The sequence below is a fragment of the Limnothrix sp. FACHB-406 genome (genome assembly GCF_014698235.1).
GTDB lineage: Bacteria > Cyanobacteriota > Cyanobacteriia > CACIAM-69d > CACIAM-69d > CACIAM-69d.
In genome coordinates, this window is sequence record NZ_JACJSP010000007.1 from 193,548 (window position 1) to 208,971 (window position 15,424).

The following is a 15,424-nucleotide window of genomic DNA, read 5'->3' on the forward strand; positions in this document are numbered from 1 at the left end:
CATCCTGCCTGTTCCGTTCCTCCTTCCTTTCTTCTCAGTCCCATGTCTGCTCAATTGCTGTTAGTTGATGATGAACCCAGTCTCCGGGAAGCGGTGCAAGCCTATCTAGAAGACAGTGGTTTCACGGTGCGTGTTGCCCGCGATGCCACCGAAGGATGGGAAATGGTGCAGCAATTTGCCCCGGATCTCGTCATTTCCGATGTGATGATGCCCAAGGTGGATGGCTACCAGTTTTTGCAGCAGTTGCGGGATGATGCCCGGTTTCGATCGATTCCCGTGGTTTTTCTGACCGCCAAGGGCATGACGGGCGATCGCATCCAAGGCTATAGCGCCGGTTGCGATGCCTATTTATCCAAACCCTTTGACCCCGATGAGCTGGTGGCGATCGTCGAAAACCTACTGCGCCGACGGGATGAAGTGACCGCCCCGACGGGTGATGGCGAACATGACATTGCTGATTTGGCTCGGCAAATTGCGGAAATCAAAGCCATCTTGACCCAACGCGGCGGCATCACCCCCACCCCGCCCCCGATCGCCGTGGATTTGACCCCTCGGGAACAAAGTGTTTTGAATTTGGTCGCCGAGGGGCTAATGAACAAGGAAATTGCTCGCCGGTTAGATACCAGCGTGCGCAATGTGGAAAAGTACGTCAGCCGCCTATTCAGCAAAACCGGCACCAACAGCCGCACCGAATTAGTCCGCTTTGCCCTGGAGCATGGTCTCACCAAAAACTAAATCTGAGCACCGGTTGCCTATGCCTGGGGAAAACCCCCAAACCACGCATCTGGTGCTCAACAATCCCTCAAATTGCCAGCAACCCAGCCATTAAGCAGGCTCAGATTCAACGTCTAGCTGAGTGGGCAAGCGAATTTCAAACTCAGTACCTTGCCCCACCTGAGACTCCACCGTCAAAGTACCCAAGTGCTTTTCGGTCACAATTTGATGGGCGATCGCCAGTCCCAAACCCGTTCCTTTGCCAATTTGCTTCGTCGTAAACAAATGCTCAAAAATTCGGGGCTTAATCTGCTCCGGAATTCCCTTGCCGTTGTCACCAATCTTGATTGACAAAAATTCGCCATCAACCCGAGTCCTAATTGTAATTTTCAGCACATCTGGCAGCGGATTAGTCTCTTGCCAATCACTGACCATTTCATCCAGCGCATCAATGGCATTCGCTAAAATATTCATAAAAACTTGATTTAACTGATCTGGAAAACACAAAATATCTGGGATTTCATCATAATTTGTCACTACTTCAATTGCTGGACGATCTTTTTTGTAAATTAGTCGATGGCGCAAAATCATCAATGTGCTGTCAATGCCATCATGCACATTGAAAAGCTGTGGGCGATCGCTTCCCATTCTAGAAAAGGTTCTCAGACTACGACTAATTGTCGTAATTCTTTCACCACTGCCTTTAATCGAATTCAGCAACTTCGGCAAATCTTCCTGTAAATAATCCAAGTCAATTTGAGCCAGCAGTTTCAATAGCTCAGGACTCGGTTCCTTCAGTTCCTGTTGATAACCCCTAATGACTTTGAATAAGTCGCCTAACGCATCTTCTGCCAACTGAATATTTCCGAGAATGCAGCCCACAGGATTATTGATTTCATGGGCCACACCAGCAATGAGGCTTCCCAGGGCAGACATTTTTTCACTCTGCACAAGCTGCATCTGCGAAGCTCGTAGCTCAGTGGTCGCGTTTTCAACTTCTTGGGCTAATTTTTCTGTTAAATGATAAAGCCTTAAATGGGTTCTAATTCGAGCTAGCACTTCTTTGGTGTGAAACGGTTTTGTAATATAGTCAACGGCTCCCACTTCCAGCCCGCGCATCTTACTTTTAATATCCGTGAGCGCGGTCATAAAAATAACCGGCACTTGAGCAGTTTCAGGATTTTCTTTTAACCGCAGACAAGTTTCAAATCCATCCAGTCCCGGCATCATGACATCCAGCAAAATCAGGCTGGGCAAACACCTGGCAACTTGCTGCAAAGCACGTTCACCACTCGTTGCGATCGCCACCTCAAATCCTGAATTACTCAAGGTCAAAGACAACACATCTAAATTAGTAGGGGTGTCATCAACAATCAGCACAAGATCCGTCATAGTTAGCGTTAGGTCACTCAGCAAGTCAACAGCAATCTTTCAGCTAAAAATAATTAGTCAACGCATCAATTTGCAACTAATTTACAATTTATATTGTTTTAATCGAATATCAATTTGATCAAATTCACATTTGATCAAGTATAACTTTTGATACCAAACGTTATCTTTGATACATTAAACGCCAACGTATGAATTTTTGGCTCATTGATCATAGCTTTAATTGCTCGAAGCTTTTGATCAATTAACGGATTGTTACCCATTCATTATATTCTGAGGCTTTCAAAGCCTTAATTCAAAGTTCTGGTAGTGCCTGTGAGGTGATGATTTTTGGTGACTGATCGCCTACACCGCAAGACTTTCACCAGCTCATCATTACTGAATTACGGCACTATCCATAATTCTCACTAATCTCTATGATTAGTGGCGATCGAGGGATCAACCCTAGGAATTAACAATCGCAGCCTGAATCATTTCCTCAAGCTCTTCTAATTTAAACTGCTTGGCTAAGTGCAACACATCTCGTGCAAAAGGCTCATAGGAACTGGAATCCAGATGCTCATCTGGGGTTGTGGCAGATTCTTGCAGCAGTGATTCCACCACAGTGACTAACTTTTGAAGACGGCCGACCTGCACCAAATACAACCAGGATTGTAGTTCTGTGAGGGGGGGAGCGATTCGGTCTTGTGGGTTGTCGAATGAAGCGGGCTGCACCGAGTCTTGCTTTTCCAGTTGCCACATCACGCCCAAATGTTGAGCCAGAAGACTAAAGAGGCGATCGGCCTTGACTGGCTTTTCCAGAAAATCATCGCCACCAACATCTAGACTCATTTGTCGATCGAGCTGGGACACGGAAGCCGACGAAACAATGACCTTTAAGCTGGCCCATTGTTGATGACGACGGATCTGTCGAATCAGTTCAAACCCATCCATCACAGGCATTGACAAATCCGTAATGATCAAGTCGGGTAGTTGGCGTTCCAATTCTCCTAAAGCCTGTTGCCCTTGATCCGCTTCTATGACTAAAAAGCCAACTGACTCTAATAAATTCCGCAAAACCGCTCGATTATCTGGAACATCATCAACAATCAAAATAGAGCGTTTCAGACCTTGATAACCCACCACTTCACCCATGGATTTCACCGACTCCTGCAACCAATCTGTTGCTAGGGGAACATTCAGTTGAAAGAAAAACTGACTTCCTGCACCCAGTTGGCTCTTGATTTGAATCATTCCACCCATCAGGGAGACAATTTTTTGGCTAATAGCCAAGCCCAAACCGGTGCCTGCTGCTTTTCGCCCTGATTCACCTACTTGCTCAAAGGATCGGAATAACTTCTGGATATCTTTTGGTGCAATACCAATTCCTGTATCAATAACTTTAAATTCCAAACAGCAGTGATCTTGAGTGGTTAAATCAAGCTGAGACTGATGGGATGAGTCAGAAACCACTCGATTAATCATTAAGGTAACGGAACCATAGTCAGTAAATTTAATGGCATTACCCATTAGATTAATGAGTACCTGTCTTAAGCGTTTTTCATCTACTAAAATTCCTGTTGGCAGATTAGGATCTGGTTGATAGTAAAATTCGATATTTTTTTGATCTGCACGAACCCGACAAATTTCAATCACCCCCTGGAGGAAAGTTTCCAGGTGAACTGGTTTTGGGTCAAGCTCCAGCTTTCGAGCTTCAATTTTGGCCAGATCCAGAATGTCCTCAATAAGAGTCAGCAGATGCGAACCACATTGATAAATAACATCAATACCATGGAGATCTTTATCGGTAAGCGCTTTCGATCGCGCCAAAATTTGGGCATAGCCTAAGATGCCATTCAGTGGTGTTCGCAGTTCATGGCTCATATTTGCCAAAAATTCACTCTTGGCATGATTGGCTGCATCGGCCGCAATTTTTGCAGCTTCTAATTCCGCAGTTCTTTCCGCCACGCGATCCTCTAAAATTTCAAAGGAATGCTTTAGCTGAGTTGCCATTTGATTAAAAGATTGCGCCAAGCCTTGAAGCTCAACAATCTTACTCTCCTTAATCAGTAAATTAAGATTGCCACTGGCGATCGCGTTACTTGCCCTCTGCAAGCTAAAAACAGGATTAGTGATCCAATTTGCCGTGCAGATACTCAAGACAGTGACGATCACAGCCGTCCCAAAACAGAGCCACAGGCTCATGCGTGTGTTGGCATCAATGGCCTCCATGAAATCTGACTCTGGAACTGTGATAATGATGAGCCAATCGATGCCATCTGGATCCTGCCAGGGGGTTACTTGCACAAATTGCTGACGCTGATTAATGGAGGTCATGAATGTATGACCCTGATGAATTTCTTGGAAGTTGCCGAGTTGTTGTTGAACTTTCCGAGCCGTATTTTGAATTATTGCGTCAGGGATATTTTTGACGCTATAGCGAAGTGTTTTTTGATCGCCTAATTTCGCAAAGACCGGTTGCCGACTAGAGCTAGCAATTAATAGACCATTACGCTCAATAATAAAGATCTGCCCAGAAGGACTAATTTTCAAATTTCGCAAGAATTTACTAATATGATCTAATTGTAAATCGACTGACAATATACTTGAAAGTCTATTATTTTCATCAAACAATGGATAAAGAGCGCCTAGGGCAATATAGTAATTTGATTCAATGATTGCTTGAGCTAATTCAGAGGCCAACTTCGGATTAACAACTAAGTCTTTTCCTACATATTCATAAACTGATCCCCAAGAAAATCCTCGTTTACGATTGATTTCTGCATAGGATCGATCAATATCGATAGGATCAGCAAAATAGCGCTGTAATTCCTGAGAGCGTTTGCCATATTGATCACTACTATATTCCTTAGCAAGATTAATTTTGGGATGGTGTTCATATAGAGTGACTTGTTTTGGATCAATCCATCTCCCAGCCCCAGCCGCAGCACCACTGGGTAGTAGACAGCCAATGTAACTAATGGATTCAAATGCAGAGGACTGTCGCCAAAAATATAGTTCTCTAGCTCGGGGATTAGATAGATTTAGTTGGTTTGTCGAAACTGCTTTAGCGGTAGCATCCAGCAACTGCTTAGGTAGTTTTAGATAGGAGTCGAGTTCTGCGTCAACTCGCTGGGTGGTACTATCCATAAGCTGGCTGGCTAAGTTTCGTACTGCCTGTTGGCCATTTTTAAAGGAGAAGAAAGCAACGAGTCCCACGGCCGTCAGAATTTGCAGCACAAAGGGCACAACTAAAATGACTCGCAGTGGCAATCGCAAGCTCAAGTTTCTGATCCTTCAGTCCTAGTCGTGTAGGAAGATATAATGCAGAAAAATGAGTAAAAACTCGTAATAACGATTCGGAAATTTATATCAGTCAAAAATTTTAGGATTTCTTATAGGGCTGTTTTTAGATTCGAGGAGCACCACTTAGTTTGTTGCCCATGCACCATCGATCTGCGTCACAGGTGATTGGGTAGGGGCGCACCACTACTATTGGCTTCAACTTAAGACCGAGAAAATCCGGGCAGGGGCGTACGGCCGTACGCCCCTACAAGAGTTGACGGGTTTCGATCAGCGATCGGGACTATTCCACCGTGACGGATTTAGCCAAATTGCGCGGTTGATCCACATCCAAGCCCCGACGGGCGGCGATGTAGTAGGACAGCAGTTGCAGGGGCACAACGTTCAAGACCGGAAACAGCCACTCATCGGTGACGGGAACCGAGATGGACGGGTTGAAAAGATCGGCCGCGAGGGCATCCCCTTCCGCCACCACGCCAATGAGCCGAGCATCGCGGGCCCGGGCCTCTTGGGCGTTGGACATCACCTTGTCGTAAACATTGCCAGGGGTCGCGATCGCCACGACGGGCACTTTGTCATCCAACAGGGCGATCGGGCCGTGTTTCAGTTCGCCGGCCGGGTAGCCTTCCGCGTGAATGTAGCTGATTTCCTTCAGCTTGAGGGCCCCTTCCAGGGCGATCGGGAAGTTGAGACCGCGCCCAATGAAAATAAAGTCGCGAGTTTCGCTAAATTCGTGGGCCAGGGCTTCAATTTTGGCGTTTTGTTTGTCCAGGATATGTTCAATGTGGCGGGGCAGTTGGTGCAGCCCTTCAATCAGAACATTGGCGCGATCGACCGCCAGGGTTCCCCGCCGCACGCCCAAATCAATGGCCAGGGCATAGAAGGCGAGCAACTGCGTGACGAAGGTTTTGGTGGCAGCTACACCGATTTCAATGCCCGCGTGGGTTGGAATCACGTAATCGGCAATCCGCCCGATCGTGTTTTCCGGTCGGTTGCTGATCCCAATCAATCGCGCCTGGAATTCCGGGGCCAACTGGGCCCGACGCTCGCGATCGACCTCCAGGGCTGCCAAGGTGTCGGCCGTTTCGCCCGATTGGGTCACCCCGATCGTCAGGGTGCAAGGGCCTGCTGGGGATGGGGCCGATCGAAACTCCGAGGCATATTGTACCGAGGTGGGCACACCGGCCAGCCCTTCCAACAAATACTTACCCACCAAGCTGGCGTGCCAACTGGTGCCACAGGCCAGGATTTGAATTTGCTGCACATCCTGCAGCCATTCTGCGGGCAGCCCCAAGGTGACCGGCGACCCGTCGGCGGAACAGTTGGGGGTGGGAGTGATGCCGCCAAAATAAGCCGCGAGACAATCGCGCACCACGCCCGGTTGCTCAAAGATTTCCTTGAGCATGTAGTGGCGATAGCCGCCTTTTTCAACTTGGGTGGAACTCCAGTTGAGCAAGTGGGGATATTTCACCCGGCGATCGCCCTCAAAGCTGTAAATTTCAACCCCCAGCGGCGTTAAACGGGCGATTTCACCATTGTCCAGGTGCAAAACAGCGCGGGTGTAGGGCACGATCGCGGGGGTGTCCGATGCACAGAAAAATTCCCCCTGTCCAAACCCGATCGAGATGGGAGCCTGTTGCCGCACCACAATCAACTCGTCGGGTGAATCAGCCGCCACAATTGCCAGCGCAAAAGCCCCTTTCAACTGCCCGATCGCCCGGCGCGTGGCCTCCATCAGGCGCGACCCACTCAACCAACCACTGGCCGACTCCTGCGCCAACTCTCGCCAACAACGGGCGATCAGATGGGGAACCACTTCCGTGTCCGTCTCAGAACTGAAGCTGGCCCCTTCGGCAATCAGCAACTCTTGCAGTTCACGGTAGTTTTCAATAATTCCGTTCTGCACCACCGCAATGGTTTGGGTTGGATCCATATGCGGGTGGGCGTTGCGCTCCTCGGGCTTGCCGTGGGTGGCCCAGCGGGTGTGCCCAATGCCCAAGCGGGCGGGCATTTCCCAGCCCTCCAGCTTGGCTTGGAGGTTGTAGAGTTTGCCTTGGGCCCGAATGGTGTGTAGTTGCCCTTCCCAAACGGTGGCAATTCCCGCCGAATCATAGCCGCGATATTCCAGTTTGCGCAGCCCTTCAAGCAGAATGCTGACCGCAGGTTGGGTTCCGATATAGCCGACAATACCGCACACGGTTGCTACTCCTTAAAAGACCAACAGGAAATCTTAGCGGGACAGTTCTAGCGGGATCAGACAGTGGGTTGAGGCGATGTTGCGCATAATAGCGCGACGAGTTGAAGCATAACCGCTCCCCGATCGGCTGCTGGGGTCAGTCCCAGATTGAGTTGGCAATCATTTTCAATCTCTTTTCGCTCGATCTTTTTCTCATCAACGCTTTGTCAGGCAATTTCTGGCGATTTAGTCCCGTTTCACCCTCTGCACAATCAACGTTCGATCGATGTGCAATTAACTGCAATTAACGTTCAATCAGCGTTCAATCAGCGTTCAATCAGCACTCAATCAACGTTCAACCAACGTTCAATCAACGTTCAATCCACCTTCAAGACAACGCCCAATTAACCCTTTTTCAGCATGAAGGAACTCCAACGCTTGGCGATCGACCCGGCCCAATGGCATGGGGGCCAAATTCAGTTCACCGCCGACCAAGATCGCTATCTGCGGCGGGTGTTGCGGTTGGAACCGGGCGATCGACTGGTGGCCCTGCTGCCGGAGCCAATCGGGGACAGCCGTTGGTGGTTGGTTGGTCTCGGGTCCACGGGAGCCACCGCCCTGAAACCCCTGCCGGAGCCGATCGAACCCATCCAAACCCTGACGCTGTTGGCGGCTTTGCCCAAGGGATCGGGGTTTGATGAGGTGGTGCGGCAGGCGACGGAGTTGGGTGTCACGGAGATTGTGCCGGTGCTGAGCGATCGCACGCTGATGCAACCCAATGGCAACCGGCTGGAACGGTGGCGACGCATTGCCCGAGAGGCCGCCGAGCAATCCGAGCGGGCCGCAATTCCGATGGTAACCGAGCCGCTGGCTTGGCCCGCCGCGATCGCCCAGATGGTCGAACATGACGGGCGGTTTCTTTGCGTGGCTCGGCGATCGGCTCCCCACCTTTGGCAGGCTTTGCAATTGCTGGCTGATCCTGTGCCCAACCCAACTTCAGCCCCCGCTTCAGCACAATCCCAGTCTCCACGGGCGATCGCCCTGGCCGTGGGGCCAGAGGGAGGCTGGACTCCAGCGGAGGTAGACCAGGCCTTAGCGGCTGGTTGGCAGGTGGTTTCTTTGGGTGGGCGGGTTTTGCGGGCCGTGACGGCTCCGTTGGCGGCTCTGGCGATTGTGAATGCTTGGGGCGAAACGATCGCCCATGGGCTGGCCCCTTCAGCCGTTGATTAACCCCTGATCATTTCCCGCTGGGCCGCTCACTTCATATGATTGCGGGATATCTAGAATTGGGTGGAAATTTGCCATGTGTGCTGCTGCGATCGACCGAGGCCATTTGCTGACGGAACAGGCTAACCCCAACAGCGAGGCACTGGATCAACTGTCTTCCTTGGAACTGGTGGATTTGTTTAACCAGGAAGATGCCAAAACCCTGGCGGCGATCGCCCAGGCGCGGGAACCCCTGGCCCGAGCGATCGACCTCGCGGCAGTGGCCTTGGCCCAGGGCGGGCGACTGTTTTATATCGGCGCAGGCACCAGCGGCCGACTGGGAGTGCTGGATGCGTCGGAATGTCCACCCACCTTTTGCACGGATCCCGAACTGGTGCAGGGCATCATTGCCGGGGGGCCGCCAGCCCTGTTGCGCAGTTCCGAAGCCTTGGAAGATCGAGCAGAAGATGGGGCCGCAGCCATGGCCGAGCGATCGGTGGGCGATCGGGATCTGGTGGTGGGAATCACGGCCGGCGGCACAACCCCCTACGTCCAAGGCGCGTTGATCGAAGCGGCCCACCGGGGAGCGAAAACGGTCTTTTTGGCCTGCGTCCCGATCGACCAAGTGCCGCCGCCCGGTGGTTCGGTGGATGTGGATTTGCGATTGCTGGTGGGGCCAGAAATCTTGGCCGGTTCCACCCGGCTGAAGTCGGGAACCGTGACCAAAATGGCCCTGAATATCCTGTCCACCGGGACCATGGTCAAGCTGGGCAAGGTCTATGGCAATCGGATGGTGGATGTGTCAGTCACCAACAGCAAGCTCCGTGATCGGGCGGTGCGCATGGTGCGCGACTTGGCCAACCTGAACCGTGCCGAGGCGGAAGATCTGCTGGATCGATCGGGCAACCGCGTCAAAACCGCCCTGTTGATGCATTGGGCCGGAGTCGATCGGCCCCAGGCAGAACAGTTCCTCACCCAAGGGGGCGGCCAACTGCGGCAAGCCTTGACCTTAGCCCAAAGCGCCAGCAGCCCCGCGTAACGGTTCGGCAATCCCGATCCGCCCCGGCCAAGCAACTGCGATAGGATGGGGCGTACTGCATTCCTGAACTGAGACCGGAAACCGCCATGCCCCTTGCCTCCGAAAATTTGGCAACCAGCGCGATCGCCCTCGCCGCCCTTGTCATTCTCGGCTGGGGGTTTTACCGGGCCCGCCCCTTCGGCAAGCTGGGCATTCTGGCTTGGCTGCAATCGGTGGCGCTGATGTTGCCCTGGTTGGCCTTCTTTGCGCTGTTTGCGGCCGGCGTTTATCTCAACCTGGCGGGCATTTTGTTGGTGTTGGCCCTGTCCACGGGGTTATATATCTTCCTGGGCAACCGATTGCGGGCCGCAGCGAAGGAGTTACCGCCCCCGAACCTCTCGGCCTTGGCCCATCCGGAAACCACCCCCGATGCGGAATCGGCCGCGATCGAAGGGGCCGCCGCCCCCAAACCGCCCACGCCGCCCCTGCCCGGAATGTCGGAGGTGGTTCCCATCCCCGCTGAAGACCTGAAAACCATTCAAGGCATCTTTGGCATTGACACCTTTTTCATCACCGAAACCGTGCCCTACCAGGAAGGTGCAATCCTGAAGGGCAACCTACGCGGGGAACCGGCGAAAGTTCATGCCAACTTAAGCCAAAAACTGACAGAACGCCTGGGCGATCGCTACCGGCTGTTTTTGGTGGAAGGGCCCGACGAGCGGCCAACCTTTGTGGTGTTGCCCAGCAGCACGGATCCCAAACCCGCTTCCCTGGGGCAAAAGCTGTTTGCGGTGGCCCTGATGATCGCCACGATCACCACCTGTCTGGAGTCGGCCGGGTTGCTGCAAGGGTTTGACCTGTTCTCCACGCCCGATCGGGTGATGGATAGCCTCCCGATCGCCCTGGGGCTGCTGTCAATTTTGGGCGTTCATGAACTGGGTCACCAAATCCTGGCCCGCAAACTGAACGTCAAACTCAGCTTGCCCTACTTCCTTCCCGTTTGGCAGATTGGCTCTTTTGGGGCCTTTAACCGGTTTGAATCTTTGCTGCCCAACCGCCAAAGCCTTTGTGATATTGCCTTGGCGGGGCCGGTGGCGGGTGGAACCCTGTCCCTGTTGCTGTTGTTGGTGGGGTTGGAGCTGTCGGGGCCGGGCAGCCCTTTCCAAATTCCCTCGGAATTTTTCCAAGGCTCCATTTTGGTCGGAACCCTAGCCAAGCTGGTGCTGGGGGCCAAGCTCCAGGATTCCTTGGTGGATATTCACCCCCTCGTGGCGATCGGGTGGTTAGGGTTGGTGATTACGGCCATTAACCTCATGCCCGCAGGCCAATTGGATGGGGGCCGCATTGTCCAAGCGATCTACGGCCGCAAAACCGCCCGCCGCACCACGATCGGGACAGTGGTGGTGTTGGCTTTGGCTTCGTTGGCCACGCCGTTGGCGCTCTATTGGGCCTTGGTGATTGCCTTTTTGGTGCGCGACTTGGAGCGGCCCGCCTTGGAAGAACTGTCGGAGCCGGACGATGCCCGCGCGGCGTTGGGACTGTTGATGTTGTTTTTGATGGTGGCGACCCTGTTGCCCCTCACCCCCAGTCTGGCCGGGCGGTTGGGCATTGGCGGCTAGGGCCAATCTCAAGACTTCCCAATCTCAAGACTTCGCAATCTCAAGACTTCATGGGTTTGAGCAATTCACAAGCACTTCATTGATTGAGGATTGCTGATGTGGGTTGCCGCTCTTGAAATGCTTCTCCAGAAGATCCATTCACAGGAGACCCCCTATGACCCTGTTGCAACGACTGGAACGCTACACCCAAGGGCGATCGACCGAAGTTTGGATTGTCCATGCGATCGTGGATGGCGAGCCGGATCAGGTGATGGTGTTTAAGGGCTTTTCTAGCTCCCTGATGCGCCCCACGGCTTTTGATCCGGATGTGCCGGTTTTGCCGCCCGATGCCACGATTACAGCGGTCGATCGGGCCATGGCCCCTTTCAAGCCCACGGAGCCGCGCTATCTTGACCAGGGCCTCTCGATCGACCATGTGGATGCGCTGCTGGCGGCGGCCGATTGCTAGTTGTTCGGCCAGCCAACGGTTAGCCGCTGGTTTTGGAAATTAACCAGGGCCGAATAGATTCATAGTCTGAAATTCAGAGTCTGATCGTGGCGCTTTGACAGTGAGACTGGTTTTCAGACTCCCCACCAGCCCAAGGTGACCAGCAGCGGTGGCACCAACAACACCACTCCCACCAACACCGCCACGATCGCCGCCATCAACACGGCCGCCGCTGCACAGTCCTTGGCGACCTTGGCCAAGTCGTGGTAGTTCTTGCCCACGGTCAGATCCACCACCGACTCGATCGCCGTATTTAACAACTCCAGCGCCAACACCAACCCGATCGTTAAACCCACCAAGGCCAGCTCAACCGGGGGACGCTGCAACCCCACTCCCAGCCCGATCGCCACCACCGCCACCACCGTATGGAGACGGAAATTGCGTTGAGTCAAAAACGTATGCACCAACCCCGCACCGGCATAGCGAAAGCTAATCAGCAAATTGGGGGCAATTTTCCAAGCTTGGTCGCGGCGGGTGGCGGATGGTGAAGGTTTTTGGGGTTTCTGTGAATCGTTCATCAAGGCTGACGACGGATGACGGGGAAACCGGCGGGCACGCGGCGGAACATCCAAGGCGGCGCGACGGAAAACAGACAGCAGGAGTCGGCGGAATCTCAACAAGATCAAAAATTAACAGGAGCAACCGGTCGGCGAGCCACCCATCAACCAGTCCAGGGGCGGAATTTGCCCGGAACCTGGCCGATGGATTGTTATCCAGCCAATAGCTTGGCGAGATCGACCTGCGGGGTCAATCCAACCGCTTGGAGCAGGGCCGTTTGCCGATCGAGCATTTGGTTGAGTTCCGGCTCCGTGGGGTGATCCCAACCCAACAGGTGCAAGAATCCATGGGCCGCCAGCCAGGCTAACTCCGTGGTTAGGTCATGGCCCGCTTCGGTGGCTTGGCGTTGGGCCGTTTCCACGGAAATCACCACATCGCCCAGTTCGATCGCCCAGTCCCCCAATTCTGCATCGTCCACCTCTTCGAGATCGGCAAAATCCACCTCGGGCGCTTCCCACTCCAAGGCCGCAAAGGCCAGCACATCCGTGGGTCGATCGACCTGGCGAAACTCCGAATTCAGTTGATGGATTTCCCGATCGCCCGTTAACCGCAAGCTCAGTTCCAGCGGCGGCAGTTGGCCCGCCTGATCCACCTGATCCACCAAGTAGGGCATGTCCTGGGGCGATCGGGCATCTAGCTGAGCTAACCAGGTTTCAAACCAACCTTGCCAAGTGCTATCCGCGATCGCCACGGTTAGGGGACTGTAGCCCGTTGGCTCATCCTGCACACAGACGTAAATCGGTGCGTCGTCGTCCACTTCCGCCAGCTCCATTTCAAATTCGCGCATGGTTTTGGGCCTCGGGAGAGCAGATCCTAGCGGGTGAGATAAGCCAAACCCACCAACGCCCCCAACAGGACGATCGTGGTGAGGGCAAAGTGCTGGAGGGATTTGCCCCCCTTGCGCACCATGTTCCGCATGGCCAACTTCACGTAGCTGGGCGGTGGTTCCGAGGGGGAAAGGTTGGGGGGCGTTTCGGTTTCGGGAGCCATGGAAAAACTCTGGAAAAGCTTGCGGATTGCGAAGGGATTGAATCGAGTGGCGTTGCGGGTGGCCATTGGGGTCACCGCCCCGCTCGATCGTCAATGGTACAGGAGCAAGATTGGCCGCGACCGATCGACCTCCCCTAAATCCATCCCCGATCGCGCCCAAATTGCATCACCAATTGATCGCCCGCCTTCAGGGACTTCACGAGCCAATCCAATTGCAATTGGGCCTGGGCTGCCGCATCCAAGGCCCAATCAGGGCGATCGGCCCGCAACCGCGTGGTCAGGTCATAGAGGCACAGGGCCACGCTCACGGAGATGTTGAAACTTTCGCTGAAGCCAAACATCGGAATCACCGCGTAGTGATCCGCCAGTTCCAAGGCTTCTGGCGTGAGGCCCGTCAGCTCTGTGCCAAACAAAATGGCCAAGGGCCGATCGATCGGCACAGCCTGAATGGTGGTGCTGCGTTCGTGGGGCGTGGTGGCCACCAGCGTATAGCCCTTGGCTTTGAGATCTTGCAAGCAGCGGGCCGTGTTCGAGGGGGCCGGCGCGGCTTCTCGGTAGTGCCGCAGGGTTAACCAGCGATCGGCCCCAATGCTCACCCCCCGGTTCGGTGCAAACTGATTGCGCGTTTCAATCACATGCACATCTTGAATGCCGAAGCCATCGCAACTGCGCAGCACAGCACTGGCGTTGTGAGGTTGATAAAGATCCTCCAGCACCACGGTGATTTGGCGGGTGCGCTGGGCAATGACCGACTGAATGCGCCCCCAGCGATCGGGCGTGACAAAGGTGCAGAGATGATCGATCAAAGCCTGGCGATCGGTCGGGGTCAAGCGGTCAAGGTCAATGGCAGCAGCGGGCATGGGCAAGCGATCGGCAGAACCTGCCCATCATAAGGCGATCGCCCCCGGCTTCGGCCCTCGCTAAAATGAAGTCAATCTGTGCCTATCTCCCAGAGGTCGCCATCAGCATGGTTATCAGCACTGAGGTTTCCCAGGCTTCCTCCGCTCATCGGCCGGGCGATCGTCCGGATCCAGCCCTCAACCCAAGCCCCGCCGAGCACCGAGCGATCGAACAGCAGTACCCTTCCTGTGATGGACAGCCCATGGCCGAGAACACTGAGCATTTTGACTGGATTGCCAAGTTCAAAGCCAACCTAGAACTGCTGTTTGCGCAAGATCCACAGGTGTTTGTGGCCGGCGACTTGCTTTGGTACCCCGTGGAAGGCGACCCCAAACAGCGGCAAGCCCCCGACACTATGGTTGTGTTTGGGCGGCCCAAGGGCCCGCGCAGTTCCTATTTGCAATGGCGAGAAGCGGGAATTGCGCCGCAGGTGGTGGTGGAAATTCTGTCGCCGGGCAATCGGTTTGGCGAAATGCTCAAAAAATTTCAGTTTTACGATCGCTTTGGCGTTGAGGAATATTACCTCTACGACTATGGCCGCAATGAGTTAACCGTTTGGGTGCGATCGCCCGAAACCAGCCAACTGGCAGAAGTGGAGTTTGGGCAAACCTGGACCAGTCCCCGCACAGCGGTGCAATTCCACCTGAGCGCCGATCGATTGGCTTTGATTCGACCCGATGGCCGGCCATTTTTAAGTTTTGTGGAACTCGACCAGGAGCGTCAGGCGGCGGTGGACTTGGCCAGCCAAGAACGCCAACGGGCAGAACAGGAACGCCAACGGGCCGATCGCCTGGCGGCCCTGCTTCGGGCCCAAGGAATTGACCCCGACCAGCTTTGACCAAAAGAAAGGGTACAAGCCCCGCCCTTCTAGGGCGGCTTTTTCGATCAACCCCGCTTATAGTGTTAGTTATGAAAGCACGATTTCGCTACCGAATTTATCCCAATCGCCTGCAAAGATTAATGCTGGTGAAGACGTTCGGTTGCGCTCGTGTGGTCTACAACGATGCAATTCGGTTGCGTCAAGACCTCTATCAGCAAGGGGAGAAAGTTAGCGATACTGAAATTCAGAAACGGGTGATTACCCA

General features: G+C 53.8%; 14 protein-coding genes. 7 read left to right on the top strand and 7 right to left on the bottom strand.

Features of this window, described 5'->3' with window-relative positions:
• The first annotated feature begins 42 nt into the window (after nucleotides 1–42).
• Entirely contained in the window at nucleotides 43–735 is a 693-nt protein-coding gene (locus H6G53_RS09640) for a response regulator transcription factor (RefSeq protein ID WP_099534036.1), read from the top strand.
• Nucleotides 736–825: 90 nt separating this feature from the next.
• On the opposite strand, the gene H6G53_RS09645 is transcribed toward H6G53_RS09640, so the two are convergent.
• The 3 genes from H6G53_RS09645 to glmS form a co-directional block, all read right to left on the bottom strand.
• Nucleotides 826–2,106, bottom strand: coding sequence for a sensor histidine kinase (locus H6G53_RS09645; RefSeq protein ID WP_190532358.1), 1,281 nt, complete (start codon nucleotides 2,104–2,106; stop codon nucleotides 826–828).
• Between the two features lie 441 nt (nucleotides 2,107–2,547).
• Nucleotides 2,548–5,331, bottom strand: coding sequence for a response regulator (locus H6G53_RS19250; RefSeq protein WP_190532361.1), 2,784 nt, complete (start codon nucleotides 5,329–5,331; stop codon nucleotides 2,548–2,550).
• Nucleotides 5,332–5,668: 337 nt separating this feature from the next.
• On the bottom strand, nucleotides 5,669–7,582 hold the full coding sequence (glmS, locus tag H6G53_RS09655) for a glutamine--fructose-6-phosphate transaminase (isomerizing) (RefSeq protein WP_190532364.1): 1,914 nt from the start codon (nucleotides 7,580–7,582) through the stop codon (nucleotides 5,669–5,671).
• Between the two features lie 399 nt (nucleotides 7,583–7,981).
• Between glmS and H6G53_RS09660 the strand changes: the two genes are divergently transcribed.
• From H6G53_RS09660 to H6G53_RS09675, 4 genes are all read left to right on the top strand, one after another.
• Nucleotides 7,982–8,791, top strand: a complete 810-nt coding sequence (locus tag H6G53_RS09660) for a 16S rRNA (uracil(1498)-N(3))-methyltransferase (RefSeq protein ID WP_190532366.1) — start codon at nucleotides 7,982–7,984, stop codon at nucleotides 8,789–8,791.
• Between the two features lie 73 nt (nucleotides 8,792–8,864).
• Nucleotides 8,865–9,806 carry an N-acetylmuramic acid 6-phosphate etherase gene (gene murQ, locus H6G53_RS09665; RefSeq protein WP_190532369.1) on the top strand — a complete coding sequence of 314 codons (942 nt, stop codon included), beginning with the start codon at nucleotides 8,865–8,867 and terminating at the stop codon, nucleotides 9,804–9,806.
• Nucleotides 9,807–9,892: 86 nt separating this feature from the next.
• The gene (locus tag H6G53_RS09670) at nucleotides 9,893–11,404 is read left to right on the top strand and encodes a site-2 protease family protein (RefSeq protein ID WP_190532372.1); all 1,512 of its coding nucleotides are present in this window, start codon (nucleotides 9,893–9,895) and stop codon (nucleotides 11,402–11,404) included.
• A 154-nt stretch (nucleotides 11,405–11,558) separates the two neighbouring features.
• A complete protein-coding gene (locus tag H6G53_RS09675; RefSeq protein ID WP_099534049.1) occupies nucleotides 11,559–11,852 on the top strand; it encodes a hypothetical protein in 294 nt (97 codons plus the stop codon).
• Nucleotides 11,853–11,965: 113 nt separating this feature from the next.
• Here H6G53_RS09675 and H6G53_RS09680 read toward each other — a convergent pair whose 3' ends face one another.
• From H6G53_RS09680 to H6G53_RS09695, 4 genes are all read right to left on the bottom strand, one after another.
• Nucleotides 11,966–12,511, bottom strand: a complete 546-nt coding sequence (locus tag H6G53_RS09680; protein ID WP_242027884.1) for a diacylglycerol kinase family protein — start codon at nucleotides 12,509–12,511, stop codon at nucleotides 11,966–11,968.
• An 89-nt stretch (nucleotides 12,512–12,600) separates the two neighbouring features.
• Nucleotides 12,601–13,236: an rRNA maturation RNase YbeY gene (ybeY, locus tag H6G53_RS09685; protein WP_242030839.1), complete on the bottom strand. Its 636-nt coding sequence runs from the start codon at nucleotides 13,234–13,236 to the stop codon at nucleotides 12,601–12,603.
• Nucleotides 13,237–13,262: 26 nt separating this feature from the next.
• Nucleotides 13,263–13,439, bottom strand: coding sequence for a DUF3285 domain-containing protein (locus tag H6G53_RS09690; protein WP_099534142.1), 177 nt, complete (start codon nucleotides 13,437–13,439; stop codon nucleotides 13,263–13,265).
• A 134-nt stretch (nucleotides 13,440–13,573) separates the two neighbouring features.
• A complete protein-coding gene (locus H6G53_RS09695; RefSeq protein WP_190354646.1) occupies nucleotides 13,574–14,299 on the bottom strand; it encodes an RNA methyltransferase in 726 nt (241 codons plus the stop codon).
• Between the two features lie 107 nt (nucleotides 14,300–14,406).
• Between H6G53_RS09695 and H6G53_RS09700 the strand changes: the two genes are divergently transcribed.
• Together H6G53_RS09700 and H6G53_RS19255 are read left to right on the top strand one after the other, a co-directional pair.
• Nucleotides 14,407–15,177, top strand: coding sequence for a Uma2 family endonuclease (locus H6G53_RS09700; RefSeq protein WP_190532375.1), 771 nt, complete (start codon nucleotides 14,407–14,409; stop codon nucleotides 15,175–15,177).
• A gap of 71 nt (nucleotides 15,178–15,248) precedes the next feature.
• Nucleotides 15,249–15,424 (top strand): helix-turn-helix domain-containing protein (locus H6G53_RS19255; RefSeq protein ID WP_190532378.1); only part of this gene is annotated, 176 nt, incomplete at its 3' end.